Source organism: Bacillus sp. LH1 (genome assembly GCF_057924895.1).
In genome coordinates, this window is the sequence record NZ_CM175007.1 from 3478354 (window position 1) to 3494219 (window position 15866).

A 15866-nucleotide genomic window follows, 5' to 3' on the forward strand; every position below is an offset into this window, starting at 1 on the left:
CAAATGGGGTCTTTTAATAAATGGATTCGTGGTGAAAAATCTTTTTCTACCCAAGAGCAAGCTGATTACGCATTAAATAAATCTATCTCTTCTTCCCTTTCCCTTAATTTAAAGCACTTGTCCAAACTGTTTAGCGGTATTCCAGAATTAATAACACGCACTTTTCCATTAAAAAACGGACAGGAAGCTGCACTCATATATATGGAAGGACTTGTAGACAAAACTGTTATTAACGTAAACATTCTTCGTCCTCTCTTATTTAAAGAGTGGAATGAAGACGATTTTTGGAAAGCCTCTGTTTCTATCGGAAATATTAAAAAAGTTCAACAGTGGACAGACATTGAACAATCTCTTTTACACGGCAAAAGTATTTTATTTATAAACGGACAACTATCCGCTTTAGAGCTCGATACGCAAGCGGCACCAAAAAGGAGTATTGAAGAACCTACAACAGAGAGCTCCATAAAAAGCTCACACGAAGGATTTAATGAAGTAGCGAGCGACAGCCTTGCACTTATTCGTCGATATATTCCAAATCGCGAACTAAAAGTGAAGGAATTCACTGTTGGTGAACGAGCTACTTCAAAGGTTTTTTTGCTTTATCTAGCAGATGTTGCGAACGAAAATGTCGTAAAAGAAATGGCATCCCGTATCGAGTCAGTAAAAGTTGATGCGATTCTTACTACTGGTGAATTAGAGGGGTTTGTTGAAGATAATTCATTTACTCTCTTTCCGCAATTATCAATAACTGAACGCCCCGACACAACAGCACATCATATTCTAGATGGGCGAATTGCCGTTGTTGTAGATCGCTCACCAGGCGTATTAATAGGACCTATGACCTTTTCATCCTTTTTTCAGACGATAGATGATTACAGCTTCAGACCCATGATTCCATCTTTTATACGACTCCTTCGTTTCACTGGGCTATTTATTGCAATATTTGCTCCTGCTCTTTATATTGCTATGATTTCCTTCCATTATGAAGTGATTCCGCTCAAATTGTTGTTAACGATTGGAGAATCTCGAGCCAAAATTCCTTTTCCTCCCATATTAGAAGCTTTATTAATGGAATTAGTTCTCGAAATGCTCCGAGAAGCAGCGATTCGGCTTCCTGGACCTGTTGGGCAAACAATCGGCGTCGTAGGAGGAATTGTAATTGGACAAGCTGCCGTTCAAGCTGGGATTGTTAGTAACGTTATGGTTATCGTCGTATCAATTACTGCGGTTGCCTCCTTCATTATTCCTAACTTAGAAATGTCAGCAGGAATTCGGCTTCTTCGATTCCCTATGATGATAGCCGCCTCTTTATTTGGCGTCATTGGAATTATGGTTGGGATGGCGATCATTATTATTCATATACTTTCTATGGAATCTCTCGGTGTTCCTTATGGTAGTCCTTTTTCTCCGTTATTTGCTTCGGATTTAAAAGATACCCTTGTACGTTTCCCATGGAAAATTATGAAGAAACGGCCACTATCTCTACAATTAAAACAAGATAACCGGCAAAGAGATGTTGAGGAAAAGGAGGATAATAAGTGACAAAACGTGCAAAGAGGGAGATTAGTTTATTTCAATACATTTTAACGATTAGTGGTGTTCAAGTAGGATTCGGTGTCCTTACACTTCCGCGTGAAGTTGCACAAGGGGCAAATACAGATGGCTGGATGTCTATTATTATTGGATGTGCTCTCACTACTTTAGTCAGTTTATGTATTGTGAAAATTATGGAAAAGCATCCTGGATATACTTTACTCGATGTGCTAACTCGTTATCTTGGGAAGTGGCTAGGAAGAGTAGGAATGATTTTTTGGATTTTATATGCTGTCCTTGCAGCTATTTCCTTAATTTTTTCCCTCTTATACGTTATTCACATTTGGATTTTACCTAGAACTCCAATGTTTTTAATTATGATTTTACTATCTATTCCAATGTTAATGCTAGCATGTAAAGGCGTTCTTATTATAAGTCGCTACGCTGTTTTCACTGTATTTTTCACGCTATGGATGCCTTTTCTATTGTTTATTCCGCTTAAAGATGGGCATTGGATTTATCTTCTTCCTCTTCTTAAAGAAGGCTGGATACCAGTTTTAAACACAGTAAAATCAACTATCATTGCGTTTCTCGGATTTGAGTTTGCATTTGTCCTTTATCCTTATCTCAGTAATAAATCATCTGCAAAAAAAGGAATTGTTATCGCAAATTTGATTACGCTATTTATTTATCTTCAAGTCACGTTTGTCTCTTTTGTTTATTTTAGTCCAGATGGTATAACAAAGTTTTTATGGCCGACTCTTTCTCTTGTTACACCGTTTCACTTCTCATTTCTTGAGCGATTTGAAATTATCTTTTTGTCATTTTATCTCTTTATTATTTTTGATTCCTGTATTCCTTATATTTTCACTGCTTCAGATGGAATTAATCAATTTCTTAACAAAAAAGGCAGTTCATTACCTATTTATGTTTTATTATTCGGGTGTATTTTCATCTTATTCTTTTATATCCCTTCCTCTTACCAAATAAGTGCGTTGCGGGAATTTTGGGGAACTGCTAGTTATTTTATCGTTTTTCTATTCCCAGTCGTATTTCTCTTATACATGACACTTTATCAGCATTGGAAAAGGAGAAGAGTTTAAATGTGGCGCTTTATTCATTTCACTATACTTTACTTTCTCATAACCTTTTTAACAGGCTGTGGAGATCGACTCGACTTAGAAAAACAATCGATTTCATTAATTTACGGCTTTGACGCAAAAGCAAAAGGAAAATTAATTGTGTACCACGTGAATCCTATTTTTAATGAAGACGTAGAAAAAAAGTACGAAACACATGAAGCAAAAGTGCGTACACCTCGAGAAGCAAAAGCAACGTTTAATAGTTCAAGTGGCGGTTTAGTATCTACAGAAAAGTTACAGCTCATTTTATTTAGCACAAATTTTTTAAAACAAGAAGGGGCTATGCCTTACCTTGATGTTTGGTATCGTGATCCTAAAAACACTGGAAACATGCGCATGGTTGCAGTAGACGGTCCAATTTCTTCAGTTATATATAATAACTTTAAAGATAAGCCTGCCCTTCCCGAGTATTTAACAGATTTAATTAATACGAACAAACTGTACAATCGGACCGTTTTTACGACATTCCATGAATTTCACAGGCAAACGTTTAATAAAGGTATAACACCTGCTATTTCAGAAATAAAAAAAGGTAAAAAGGATGTTATCGTTACTGGTTCCGCGCTATTAACTTCTCGCGGAATTTATAAAATGTCATTAAATCGTTATGAAAGCGCCCTTCTTCTTTTGTTACAAAAGAAAGCGAATACACCGGTTTCGCTTACATTGAAAATCCCTTCTACTTCAGTTGAAAGTAATAGTGATTTAAAAGATACCGATGGCGGCGATTTCGTAACAATAAATGTTCTTAGCATGAATCGTGATATCCATACAGATTATAGCGATAACCACTTCAAATTTCATGTTAAAATGGATTTAAAAATTGCTGTCTCTGAACTTACATTCAATATGGATATAGACAAAGATAGAAAGAAATTAACTTCTCTTATTACAAAACAATTAAACAAAGATTTGAACGATTTAATCCACAACATTCAAAAACAGCAACTTGATCCATTCGGATTTGGTGATTATGCGAGAGCGTTTCAATATAAAGAATGGAAACAAGTCGAAGATGATTGGCCGAGTGCCTTTTCAAAAGCTAATGTGAAAGTGGCACCAACTATTAAAATTTTAGAAAATGGGATTATTAAATAGAAAAAACACGCTACTTGTTCTTATATGAATAAGTAGCGTGTTTTCATTTCCATTACAAGTATTATTTCAATGGACTATACTTTATTTCTATTTCTAACATTACTATGTTTTTTAGCATATACAAAATATATGAAAACACCTACTATAATCCATGCAACAAAACTAATTAAAGTAAGCTTAGAAAGGTTCAAAGCTAAATATATACAACTTACTATCGAAACGATAGGTAAAAAAGGTACTAGAGGAGCACGGAATGGCCTCTTCATATTAGGATGTGTCTTTCTTAATACAATGACAGCTATAGATACAAACACAAACGCTGTTATCGTTCCCATATTCACTAAATTAGCTAATAAATTCAAATCCACTAATCCCGCTAATAAAGCTGCTAGTATACCTGTAACCCATGTATTAAAAAATGGAGTTTGTAAACGTTTATGAACACTTGAAAGTCTTTTTGGTAACAATCCATCTCGACTCATCGAGTAAGATACACGAACAAATGCAAACATAGCTACTAACAGAACTGTTGTTAGCCCTGCTATCGCTCCCACCGATAACAACCCAGCAATTCTATCTTCTCCTACAGTGCGCAACGCATATGCAACAGGATCAGCAACATTTAATTCCGTAAACGGAACCATTCCAGTTAACACGAATGAAACACCTACATATAGAACCGTACAAATGAACAAGGAAACAAGTAGCCCAATTGGCACGTTACGTTGTGGACGCTTCACTTCTTCTGCGGCTGTTGCAACTGCATCAAATCCTAAAAAAGCAAAAAATACAGTAGCAGCGCCTCCTACCACACCGTGAAAACCAAACGGTAGAAATGGTTGCCAATTCTCTGGTCTTACATATTGTGTCCCTACAACAATAAATCCTACAATAACAGCCAGTTTAATAATAACCATTATATTATTTATTCGTGCACTTTCTTTTGCACCACGGCTTAATAAAAATGTAACAACTAAAATAATAAGAACTGCTGGTAAATCAATGATTCCACCCTTCCCCATTCCTGGTGCCGAAGCAAAAATCGTAGGAATGTGAATATTAAAACCTAGTAGCAATGACTGAAAATATGCTGACCAGCCTGCTGCAACCGCAGAAGTCGCTAATAAATACTCCAGCATAACACACCAGCCAACTATAAATGCAAAAATCTCACCTAGTGTCATATATGTATATGAATATACACTTCCCGAAACTGGAACTGTAGATGCAAATTCAGCATAACAGAAAGCTACACATGCACATATAATTGCCGCTAATACAAAAGATAATACAATCGCTGGACCAGCATGTTTCGCTGCTACAATACCAGTTAATACGAAAATACCTGTACCAATAATTGCTCCAATCCCTAAAAGAGTTAGATCAATCGCTCCTAAAGTTTGATTCAATACTTTTTTCTTTTCTTCATCCATTGCTTTCTTTATGAAAAGACTCATTCTTTGAAACCTCTTTTTCAAGTTTATCTCTTACTTGTTACATTCTTTATTACTGTTCTATTTTAAAAATAAAAATATACATAGTTCACTTCCCCTATAGACTTAGTAACCCACCTCAAAAAAAACAGAAAAATCAATCTCTTTATGCCGTATTGAATTTTCAAAATATTAATCGTACCAAAAACCATTAAGAATGCTGATTGAATTTATCATACAATTAATTATATTGTCAATAATAAATCAATCAAAAATAATCGGTTGATTATGTATCAAATGTTATTTTTATACATAATTATTTTCTCAAAAACATTGTTGTTTTCCACCTTAATATTCATACACATTTTATTACATTGATTTTCATACAATTTTCATTACATACAATGCAATAAAAATTATAATAACCTCAAATGAATTATTATTTAAAAATAATAATTCATTTGAGGTTATTTTACCATTTTAATACTAACAAAAAAGTGCAGATTTTCATCTGCACTTTTTTTATTCTTCCGCTTCAGCTTCTGCACTACTATTTCCAAGATGCTCCTTCTGAGCTTCCTCTTGCAGCTCCGCTGAAATCATCCCATAATAAAGTTCCGGATATAACCCAAATATTTGATATACACTTCCTAAAAACGGCATCAGAATCCCTCTTTTCTAAAGTTGTATTGCCACTTTTAAGGATTCCCTTTTCATTCATTATACATTCGTTTTTGACGTTTCTTCTTCATCTTGAACACCTAATAAATTTTGCCATTTTTTATACGGAGCGCTATTTGGATCTACATATCCTTTCGCATGCGAGCGATCCCACAATTGTTTAATAAACATTTCTTTCTCTTTCTTTGCCACCATATCGGCACCTGTACCGTAATAGTTCTGGAAATACAACTCGATTTCATCAAGGAATAGTCTTAATAATTCATCTGATGTTTCTTCTAACGTCGGATCATACTTCGCTTCACGATCATACATTAAAATCATATCTAAAAGATTGTGGACATGTTCTTTTCTAAGCCATCTTACATCTTGGGCTCCTAATACGAACGGATGTGTATATAAATGTCCACCTTGTATCATCGCCTTTTCTTGCTCTTCTTCAAATCGTGACAAGATGTTTTCATAAATAAACGGATTATGAAGCAACGCTCTGTGTAATTTATAACTTTCGCTTGAAATATTTTTCCCCATTGACTGAATTAAAAAGCTACGTCCTACACCGTTATATTGATACACAAACTGTCCATCAACAGCAACTAAACTAATCCAGCGATACATATATGCGTATAGTAATGCACGATTACATTTATCATAATCTAATTTTGTTTGAGTCGCATTTAAATCTGGCATAAAGGCTGGTAAGTGCCAATACTTATCTAAATGCGGCGTTAAACTAGATTTTTTACTATTTAATTTGTTTACACGGCGATAATACGATTGGAAATAGTCACCTTTATCATTCATAAATCCATTTGAAATATGTCCTGATGATAATTTAGGAAAGTCTTGCAGCGATAAGCCGTAATGCGCTCGATAACAGATCACTTCAAATGGCGAAAAGGCTTCATGTACTGTATCTTTTTCTTTAAACATTTCTTGAATTAATTCCTCTTGCAACTCTTTCTTTAAAGAAGGATGTATACCCCAATATTGTAATTCCCTATGATGAGCAACTTTCGGAACGAATGGACTCGCTAAATGGAACAGGTCTTCAATTTTTTCACGAACGTATTCATCGCGATCACGTTTCTTATAATCTGCTTCTTTTCGCAACGCTTCAATAATATTCAGTTCTAATTTATCACGATAGCGTACTTGCAGTTCGTCATAACAATAGCTCAGTATATGTTCTCGGTAGAAATCCTCTACCTTTTTCGACTGAATCTCTTCTGTTTTCGCATCACGACAATATTCCCCGTACAAACTCATGTAAATTTCCGCTGATATATCTTTCGGTAGTACACCTAAATTTAAATGTTGCTGCATATCTTGCCATATCTTTTCTTGCAGCTGTTCCTCAGCTAATACATATACATTCGTCGGGTTTGTTTTCCCTTCAAATTCCTTACTGCGCTTTTGGATTTCAAACAGTAAATTTTCACGTGTTTCATGTAAATTATCAAAAAATCTTTCCCAATATTGAATCATTTTATTAACTGCTTGATATAGCGATTGATATACAAGTTCTAATAGCATTTCTTTTCGATATTCATTTAATTTGTGTACATATTGCGTTACGATGTCTTCAAATTCTCTTTTGAATAAACGTTGCTGATTATTAATCATTTTTCCGAACCAGCCTTGTTGTTGAGCAATTTCTACTCGGCGTACAGCCGTTACCGTTCCATCAATATTACCCACATTAAATTTTTTATCGTAATTTTGAATTACATTACGCTTTTGTTCATTATTTTCATGTAGTCGATTCATTTTTTCTACTAACTGCTTTCGAATTTCATATAACATAAAACGCGCTGCTACTGGGTGAACGGGATCTGTTTTCTTTAAAAACCATGTATTTAATTGATAGGACTGCCCTTCAGAACCACTTGGTGAAAAGCGGTCTGATTCAATCATGTCATATAAAAGTGTCGTTACATGTTCATGTACCCGGCTCGGAATCGCATACGCATATAAACGCACCGCATGATCCACTCTTGCCACTTCACCCTTCATCTGTTCCATCATTTTCAGTTTCGTAGCTGAAATTTTACACTCATGTTGCAGACGATTTAATTCCTCATCTTTTTGCACCGTTCGTTGTACATAACTTTCTACAGCTTCTAAAAACAGTTTTGATTTCGCAACTCCGAGCTTACCACCCTCTGCTCCTTCACGTGTTTCATTGTACATTTGTCTATAGAAAATATGAGCTTGCTCTGGACGGGTAGCAAGATGCTCCAAGTCCTCTAAATAACTTTTACCTCTCTCCGGCTTTTCACGTTGCATCCCACGTTTTACATCTTGATCGTATCTTTGCTTCTTCTCTTGAAACAGTTGATCTAAATGAAGCCACGATTCATCTAAACCTTGCACAGCCCATTTTAAAGCACAATATTTTAACACATGTTCATATGGATAAATGAGTTTTGCCGTTCCTGCCCCGCAATATCGTCCTTTTCCGCTTGATTCTGCTAATTGCTGAATTTGATTGTCTTCCTGTGCAAAATGACTTGTGGACATCGGGCTAAATAACTGTAAATAAATTGTATTTGCCATCTGTTCCATATAGTCTGATAAATTGTGTAAATGGTGTCCATGTAGGTTTTCGTAATCGTATAAGAAACAATAATTGTACGGTAAATGATGTTGTTTAATTGTATGATTCGTTCTTCCGTCTTCATCTACTTGATCAGGGCGATACTCTAATTCAATTGTTACACCGCCGCGTTTTGATAATTCTCCAGTAGACCCGAGCGTAATAGCATGTAATTCTTTTAACGATGCATAGCCATTTGCTTGCACCGTTTCAAATTCTTTCGCGCTAACCGTTCTCGTCTTTACTAAAACATCCGGCATTAAAAACGCACCGCGTATTAAAATGTTATGATGCTGCAATTTCTTCCGAAGCATTTCACGTAAATATAAAGCAATTTGCAGAAACATCCCTGAACCTGTTCCGCCTGCTAGTGATGTTACTATAATGACACGCACACCATATTCCGTTTGATCACTTGTAACCGGAAAGATTTTCTCGATTTCTTGCCAAAAAGATGTCAATTTATCTTCTTTCATCGCAGCACGTAACGCTAAACGTGAAATGACGCGTAACTGTCCTGCTCCTTCTGTTAATGGTTTATCAAGTATAGTCGGATCCATCGGAAACCACTCTGGGATCGTTGGATCTCCCGCAATATACTCCCTAGGCGTTTTACTAGAACTTGTTTGTGTCTTAAACTTTCGAATATGATCGAATTTACTTAATGTATTCACATCTGTATCAAATACGTGCATTGCTACCTTTTTCCGGCGCTCTTCAGGCAGTTTTTCATATATTTGATGCGTCACAGTACTACCGATTCCACCTAAACCAATTAATATTGTTGGAACTTGTAATGTCATGTGAACCACCTTCCTATTCTTGCTTGTTGGAAAAAAGGGAAAGAGGATTAATACTCCATCCCCTTCTTATCCCTACCTACTATTCACATTCGTACTTGTAAATCTCTTTACCATATCCCCTATCAATTAGTAAAAGTTCATTTGGATATAGTGTCTTATGTTCCATTCCTACTTCATCCTCTGCTATAAACATTCCATCAATAATCATTCCAACTACTTGTGATTCTTTCGCTACAAAGACAGATTTCGAACCTTTCTTCGCTATAAACGTAACGGATTGCACGGTTTTTCTTTCTGCTCTATACGGAATACCAAAATAATGGTTCCACCATTTATTTCGAAGTAATTCTGGTTCAGATTGATATAGCCAATCTTTCGCTACCTCTTGATCCCATTCATAATACAGTAGTGCTTTCCGGTGAAATCTTGGCCGAATAATCCATCCTAAAACAATGATTCCTACTACTAGCAGTAATAAAGTGATAGGAATGACAAACTTAAAAATAAGCGCATATTTTTCATAAAACGGAGCATCTTGAATATGGAATGTTATGTTTTTCTTTACTTCTTGTAACTTTGAATCCTGCATTACGATGGTAGCTTCTACGGTGCCGGTATCTGTAAAATTAAATGTGTCGGAGTAATAGGGACGAGGATAAACATAGATTTGATTTCCATGTTGCTTTATTTCATAATTGATTGATTGTTTAGATGTGACACCAGTAGATTTTAATAGTTTTTTTACAGCCTCTTCTGTCATCGGCTTATCATCTAACTGTGGTTGTATAATAAATGGTTTACTATTCTCTAAATTTGTTACTTTTTCTTCATAATCTTTCGTGACAGTTTGAAGTGATAATTTAGGCTTTTTCGTTGTTTCGATTTTAAATTCTTTCGTCTGTCTGTAAAACCCCTTTATGTTCATATGAACTTTCCCGCGTACTAACCCTTTAGTAAGCTTCGTTTCGTAATAAAATACATGTCTTTTATCGTCCCACTTCATCGCATATTGCTTCCCGTCTATTTCTACTTCTGCCTGAAAGTAAGAAGACTGAACTGGCAACTCAGTAGGTTTTGCTTGAATAACAGCTGTCACATCTTCATACATTTCCTCAACATTTTTTCTATCCTTATCCTCTTTGTCATAAGTAGAAACAGTATAATTAAGTGCCGGTTCGACTAGTACTTGTAATCCTTCTTTCTCAATATCTCGGTCCACTTCTATCGTATACGTTCCTGGTTTAATAACTTCTTCATTTTCCGTACTGATATGAACTATATTTCCGAACAATTTCGCTTCACCTGGTGCATGTATGGAAAAAGAAGATTGTAATTGTAATGGTTTAGAAATTTGTGTGACCTGATAATCGGGCAAAGAAGGCGATTGTCGTACAAGTGTCATACGTTTTAACGGAAATGGTGTTGTAATCTCTACTTTCTTCCCTATTACTTTCGTTTTTACAATCGATTCAACGGAAGAGAACGGATCACGATTTGCAACTAATGCTGCCACTTGATTGACGCTTTTTACAATCCCATCCTCTCCACTAGATGGCATCGTAACCCCGTTGAGCTCTTTCTTCCATATTTCTTTAAACGTATTTAGTTGTGCTTTTTCTTGTTGCCCTAAATCCTCTTCCATCGTAATTAAAATTGGATGTAGCGATATCTTTTTTGCATCCATATCCTTCTTAAACTGTGCTAACTTTTGTGTAATTTGTTCTTTTCCGCCAACCTTATCTTTCTCTAAATCATTAAATGCCCCGTCAGTTAAGACAATAAGCCAAAATTCACGCTTCCCATCTATATCTGCTTCCTTTTTTATAGATTGCATCGCCGTTTCTACCGCGCTAAATGGAGTATTTAAATACGTTTTCCACGCTCCAATTCCCTCAATTTCCATTTGTCTCTTATCCTTCGCTAACGAAATGTTTAATGGATCATTCGGCTTACTCATTGGAACGTAAGAAAATTTATCTTTTTCATCTAATAGCGCAACTAAACTTTGCAAAGCATAATTGGCATATTTCCAGCGATCGTTATTTCTCATGCTGCCCGAATCATCATATACAAGTGAAACGACCCTTTCCTTTGCCTCCTCTCCTTTTGCAAAAGTCCAAAAAGGATGTAACCATATAAATAGAAACAACATGAATGTGGCACAAATTCGAATTTTCATGATGAGGCTTCGCCACCTTTGTAGACAAATTCCTATGTTTAAATTTATGAGAGGAAACAAGATATATGACTTGTATTTTAGGACAACTAACCCACCATAACTTTATTATGTAAACAGATCATACACTTGGTAATATTCCTTCTAGCATTCTCTATCCAATTATATAAGTAAAAAAGCCTGTTTAAGCTCCACGCTTAAAACAGACTTTTCCTACTTTTTATTTTAAAAACACATGACAAAAAGTTTGATTTTTAACTTAACACATCACTTCTATTGTAAATCCACCAGGTGCTTCAACGTAAAACGTATACGCATGGGCATGCTTAGGAGGCTGGACCAAAAATCCATCTTCCTTCAATCTTTGATTTATCTTATCTACTTGTTCTTCACTTTCTTGTGGAAATCCTACATGAAATGTTTTTGGATACTGAACTTCTTTTCCTTTCATTAACGTTAGTATAAATCCATCATTATCACGCATAACTGCAAAGGCATTCCCCCTTGTTCCACTACAAGTTAAGCCAAAATACTTTTCTAAAAACTCTCTTGCAGCTACTACATCTGCAACTGTTAAATTAAGATGTTTAATTCCCAATTCATCACCTTATTTCTTAATTTTCTAACATTTTATCATACAATTAAAAAACACGCCTTTCACAGCGTGTTTCCTTGCTTTACATACACTTCAACAATCGGATTCTCTTTATGATCCGCATGCAAGCGTATATTCTCTTCACTTGTATTATAAATACTAGCTAATAACATTATCGTTAACACATTAGGTGTCTTCGCATCACTTCCGTATTTTCTCTCAAGCGCTTCCTTATATTCAAAATCTAAATCCCCCTGCACATATGTATACACTTCAAAACCATCTTCTAAATTGCAAACTACTGTATCAATAATATCTGCCCCTACTTGCTTCTTCATTTCCTCTCGCAACGCTTCAATAAATTCTTCCCACGGTACTTCGTATGTCTGAAACTGATTTGTAGATTTCATGCCTTTTCCTCCTTATATATCCTCTTCTTATATTTCCCCTTTCCTATAACAATTATGATAGATAGGGCATTCGTACAAGCCGCACTTGTCCCCCTTACATATCGTATTACTGTAATGCGGAAGGAGGAAAGAACATGCATAGACAAAAATGTTATGATACATGCCGACGTTACTTCGGAAAAGTTGTTCGGATTGAAGACCGTGATGGCCGTATACATTTAGGGAAAATAATCGATGTGACACAAAGCTCTGTATGGATTGAACCGGTGCAACAGCGCTCATCTTTTGATTCAGGATTCGGCTACTATGACGCTTATGCAAACGGTGGTTGTGACCTTTGTGGAGGCCTTAGCAGGTGTGATAGTTGTGGATTCGGATGCGGTGGTGGATTCAGCAGCTGCGGATGTGGTGGTCGTGGTTGTAGTAGTTGTGGTTGCGGTGGCTGGGGAGGCGGCAGTTGTGGCTGGGGTGTTGAACTCGGATTTGGTTTCATCTTCGGAATTACATTAGCTGCATTATTTTTCATTTAACATAGTAAAGAGTTGGCTACCTTTAGCCAACTCTTTTTCTTTATTTTTCACATATAAAAATACGATACCCTAAAATGTGTTGGTACATAAGCCGTATATTTTCATGCTGTACCCACGCCTCATATAACTCATTCGGAATATGTGAGGATACATTCCATTCTGGCTCTTCTACATAGCCAGAGATCGTTTCTGCAATCGTGCCACCGCCAGCAATTGTAATTCTTTTAAAATTTGCTTTCTGAAATAATTGTACCCACTCATTCTCCGTTAATAATTCTTTCATACCATATAATTGGGCGATTTTTTCTTCCTCACCCTTATCAATGTGCCTATCAATAATCATTTCAATGACAACAAGCTTACCGTCCTGCTGTAATACACGATAACACTCCGAGATAACCCTTTCTTTGTCTGTAAAAGCGATGATTGATTCTCCAAGTACGAACTCAAATGAGTTATTCAAACACGGTAAATGCTCCACATTTCCTTCAATTAATTGTATAGCTAACCCTTCAAACAACCATCTATCTTTTGCCTTTTGAATCATAATTTCATTCTTTTCAACCGTTGTTACTTTATAACCAAATTCCCTTGTCATATATGCCGCTGTTTTCCCCGTACCGCAACCTATCTCAAGGACATTCGCTCCATATTTAAAAGGCAGTTGTGCTAACAATTGTTTTGTTAACGTAAAGCCACCAGGATGAGCGCTTCCTATTCCGTAATAAGCTAGGAAATCGATGTATGTGTTTCGCTTCATGGGATTCTCCCTTTTTTATTTTATATATTCGAGCAAGGAAGAAAAGTGCATAGAAAAAAGGGCGTATTGTACGCCCCTCATCTTACTTATCCTCTGTAATATATGCCCATTTATAGCTGTAGTCTCCACCAACTGGATGGTGAACAATACCTTTTACTTTAGGTCTTTGAACGATAGCATCACCACGTTGATATAATGGTGCAATTACAGCATCTTCCAATAACATTTTCTCCGCTTTCAGTAAGCTATCCCAACGCTCTTTCGTTTTCGTTAATAGCTCACCTTTACCTTTTTGTACAATCTCATCATATTTAGGATTTGAATATCCTGTTTGGTTATGAGGGCCATTTGTAACAAACATATCAATGAATGTCATTGGATCTAAGTAGTCAGGCCCCCAACCAGCGTAAGATAAATCATAATCTAGATCTGATTCTAATTTTAACTTTTGTTTAAATGGCTGGTTTTTCAAATTCACCGTTAAACCTGGTAGGTTTTTCTCAAGTTCTCCTTTTAAGAATTCTCCTACTTTTTTCGCACCATCACCATCATAGTTTAATAGTTCTACTGTAATTGCATCTTTTCCAAGCTCTTTTTTCGCTTTTTCCCAATGCTCTTTTGCTTTTTTCACATCTGTTTTTAAAATATCTCCATTTTCTTTACGGAAGTCTTTTCCATCTGGGCTCTTAGCAAATTCTTTTGGCACTAAATAATCTGCAGGTGTAGAACCATCATTTAAAATTACATTCGTTAAGCCTTTTTTATCGTACGCTTTTGCAATCGCTAAACGTAGATCTTTGCTCTTTAACACTGTATCTTGCCCACCACGTTTTTGGTTTAAGCGTAAGAAGAATGTTGACGGTGTTTTTTGTGTAAAGAAGTCGGGGTTTGATTTATATTTGTCAACAAATTCAGATGTAAGTCCTGAACGATCGATTTGTCCACTTTCATATAAGTTAACACGTGTACCGCTATCTTTTACTACGTCAAAGTTGATTTCATCTAACTTAACTGTTTTATTATCCCAATATTGTGCATTTTTCTTTAACTTCCAACCTTCTTCATGTTTCCAGTCTGTTAATGTAAACGGTCCATTGTATAACGTCGTATCTGATTCTAAACCGTACTTTTCTCCTTTTTCTTTTACAAATTTCTCGTTTAATGGATAAAATGTTCCAAATGAAGTTAATTCTACAAAGTAAGGAACTGGATTTTCTAATTCTACTTCTAACGTATAGTCATCTACAGCTTTTACTCCTAACGTATCTAGTTCAGCTTTTCCTTCATTAATCGCTTGTGCATTTTTCAAATCAAACATAATGTATGCATATTCTGCTGCTGTATTTTTATCTACCGCACGTTTCCAAGCAAACACGAAATCCTTCGCTGTTACAGGCTCTCCATTTGACCATTTTGCATTTTTATTTAATGTAAATGTGTATTTTTTACCATCATCACTCTTTTTATATGATTCAGCAACTCCTGGTGTTGCTTTATTATCTTTATCAAGTCGATATAAACCTTCCATTACGTTGTTTAAAGCTAGAAACGATACTTGGTCTGTCGCTTTAGCAGAGTCCATAGATGGAATCTCTTGAGACTCTGTTAAATTAAGCACTTGCTTCGCCGCTAGCTTTCCGCCTTCTTTTTCACCGCTTTTTGGTGTTGTGCTTGCCTTCTCTTTATCTCCTGATCCAGAGCAAGCTGTTAATGCCATACTCATTACTAAAACTGGTGCTACGACCGCTGTAAATTTTTTCATCTTTTTTCTCTTCATTTTTTTGTACCCTCCCCAATTATATGTACGATATTAACATTTAGAAATTCTCTACTAACTTTCGTTATCAGAAAATTCTTATTAATTAATATTCTACTGTTTTTTTAAATTTTGTAAAGTATTTTTGTAAATTTTCTAAATATTTATTTTTTTATTATAGTATCTTGTTGTTTTAACTACTATATGAATTATCCCCCGTCTACTATATGTAAACATCCCTTCTCTTATTCCACTCTATTACTACATTCTATATTTTTCTTATTAGCATGAGGTCTCTTACTATCATTCATCTTTCTTACCACTTACTGACCTCTCTAATTTCCTCAGAT

Annotated in this window: 12 protein-coding genes; 4 read left to right on the forward strand and 8 right to left on the reverse strand. The window is 35.6% G+C overall.

Annotated features, from left to right (window positions below):
* Nucleotides 1–3: 3 nt before the first annotated feature.
* Genes ACX9TM_RS17980 through gerSC form a run of 3 tightly spaced genes read left to right on the forward strand, consistent with a single transcriptional unit; the run spans nucleotide 4 to nucleotide 3773 of the window.
* The gene (locus tag ACX9TM_RS17980; RefSeq protein ID WP_033695956.1) at nucleotides 4–1542 is read left to right on the forward strand and encodes a spore germination protein; all 1539 of its coding nucleotides are present in this window, start codon (nucleotides 4–6) and stop codon (nucleotides 1540–1542) included.
* Nucleotides 1539–2636, forward strand: coding sequence for an endospore germination permease (locus tag ACX9TM_RS17985; protein WP_033695955.1), 1098 nt, complete (start codon nucleotides 1539–1541; stop codon nucleotides 2634–2636). Before ACX9TM_RS17980 ends, ACX9TM_RS17985 begins: the two co-directional genes overlap by 4 nt.
* Nucleotides 2637–3773 carry a spore germination protein GerSC gene (gene gerSC / locus ACX9TM_RS17990; RefSeq protein ID WP_025687015.1) on the forward strand — a complete coding sequence of 379 codons (1137 nt, stop codon included), beginning with the start codon at nucleotides 2637–2639 and terminating at the stop codon, nucleotides 3771–3773.
* Between the two features lie 74 nt (nucleotides 3774–3847).
* Here the strand turns inward: gerSC and ACX9TM_RS17995 are convergent, their stop codons facing one another.
* The 6 genes from ACX9TM_RS17995 to ACX9TM_RS18020 all read right to left on the reverse strand — a co-directional run bounded on the left by ACX9TM_RS17995 (nucleotide 3848) and on the right by ACX9TM_RS18020 (nucleotide 12470).
* Nucleotides 3848–5230, reverse strand: coding sequence for an APC family permease (locus ACX9TM_RS17995; protein ID WP_000051656.1), 1383 nt, complete (start codon nucleotides 5228–5230; stop codon nucleotides 3848–3850).
* 498 nt (nucleotides 5231–5728) lie between these two features.
* The gene (locus ACX9TM_RS18000; RefSeq protein ID WP_001116195.1) at nucleotides 5729–5869 is read right to left on the reverse strand and encodes a hypothetical protein; all 141 of its coding nucleotides are present in this window, start codon (nucleotides 5867–5869) and stop codon (nucleotides 5729–5731) included.
* A gap of 57 nt (nucleotides 5870–5926) precedes the next feature.
* Nucleotides 5927–9289, reverse strand: coding sequence for a tubulin-like doman-containing protein (locus ACX9TM_RS18005; protein WP_000175124.1), 3363 nt, complete (start codon nucleotides 9287–9289; stop codon nucleotides 5927–5929).
* Nucleotides 9290–9368: 79 nt separating this feature from the next.
* The gene (locus ACX9TM_RS18010; protein WP_000702081.1) at nucleotides 9369–11468 is read right to left on the reverse strand and encodes a vWA domain-containing protein; all 2100 of its coding nucleotides are present in this window, start codon (nucleotides 11466–11468) and stop codon (nucleotides 9369–9371) included.
* 256 nt (nucleotides 11469–11724) lie between these two features.
* Nucleotides 11725–12063: a VOC family protein gene (locus tag ACX9TM_RS18015; RefSeq protein WP_033695953.1), complete on the reverse strand. Its 339-nt coding sequence runs from the start codon at nucleotides 12061–12063 to the stop codon at nucleotides 11725–11727.
* A gap of 59 nt (nucleotides 12064–12122) precedes the next feature.
* Nucleotides 12123–12470: a hypothetical protein gene (locus ACX9TM_RS18020; protein WP_063220817.1), complete on the reverse strand. Its 348-nt coding sequence runs from the start codon at nucleotides 12468–12470 to the stop codon at nucleotides 12123–12125.
* Nucleotides 12471–12604: 134 nt separating this feature from the next.
* Here ACX9TM_RS18020 and ACX9TM_RS18025 point away from each other — a divergent pair, with 134 nt between their 5' ends.
* Entirely contained in the window at nucleotides 12605–13000 is a 396-nt protein-coding gene (locus ACX9TM_RS18025; RefSeq protein WP_033695952.1) for a hypothetical protein, read from the forward strand.
* A 40-nt stretch (nucleotides 13001–13040) separates the two neighbouring features.
* Here the strand turns inward: ACX9TM_RS18025 and ACX9TM_RS18030 are convergent, their stop codons facing one another.
* On the reverse strand, nucleotides 13041–13760 hold the full coding sequence (locus ACX9TM_RS18030; protein WP_065382367.1) for a class I SAM-dependent methyltransferase: 720 nt from the start codon (nucleotides 13758–13760) through the stop codon (nucleotides 13041–13043).
* 82 nt (nucleotides 13761–13842) lie between these two features.
* Nucleotides 13843–15537 carry a peptide ABC transporter substrate-binding protein gene (locus ACX9TM_RS18035; RefSeq protein ID WP_000823435.1) on the reverse strand — a complete coding sequence of 565 codons (1695 nt, stop codon included), beginning with the start codon at nucleotides 15535–15537 and terminating at the stop codon, nucleotides 13843–13845.
* Nucleotides 15538–15866 lie beyond the last annotated feature (329 nt).

Coding starts and splice junctions, on each gene's coding strand:
- ACX9TM_RS17980 (WP_033695956.1), top strand. CDS start 4: ATGGGGTCTTTTAATAAATGGATTCGTGGTGAAAAATCTTTTTCTACC.
- gerSC (WP_025687015.1), top strand. CDS start 2,637: ATGTGGCGCTTTATTCATTTCACTATACTTTACTTTCTCATAACCTTT.
- ACX9TM_RS17995 (WP_000051656.1), bottom strand. CDS start 5,230: ATGAGTCTTTTCATAAAGAAAGCAATGGATGAAGAAAAGAAAAAAGTA.
- ACX9TM_RS18000 (WP_001116195.1), bottom strand. CDS start 5,869: ATGCCGTTTTTAGGAAGTGTATATCAAATATTTGGGTTATATCCGGAA.
- ACX9TM_RS18005 (WP_000175124.1), bottom strand. CDS start 9,289: ATGACATTACAAGTTCCAACAATATTAATTGGTTTAGGTGGAATCGGT.
- ACX9TM_RS18010 (WP_000702081.1), bottom strand. CDS start 11,468: ATGAAAATTCGAATTTGTGCCACATTCATGTTGTTTCTATTTATATGG.
- ACX9TM_RS18020 (WP_063220817.1), bottom strand. CDS start 12,470: ATGAAATCTACAAATCAGTTTCAGACATACGAAGTACCGTGGGAAGAA.
- ACX9TM_RS18025 (WP_033695952.1), top strand. CDS start 12,605: ATGCATAGACAAAAATGTTATGATACATGCCGACGTTACTTCGGAAAA.
- ACX9TM_RS18030 (WP_065382367.1), bottom strand. CDS start 13,760: ATGAAGCGAAACACATACATCGATTTCCTAGCTTATTACGGAATAGGA.
- ACX9TM_RS18035 (WP_000823435.1), bottom strand. CDS start 15,537: ATGAAGAGAAAAAAGATGAAAAAATTTACAGCGGTCGTAGCACCAGTT.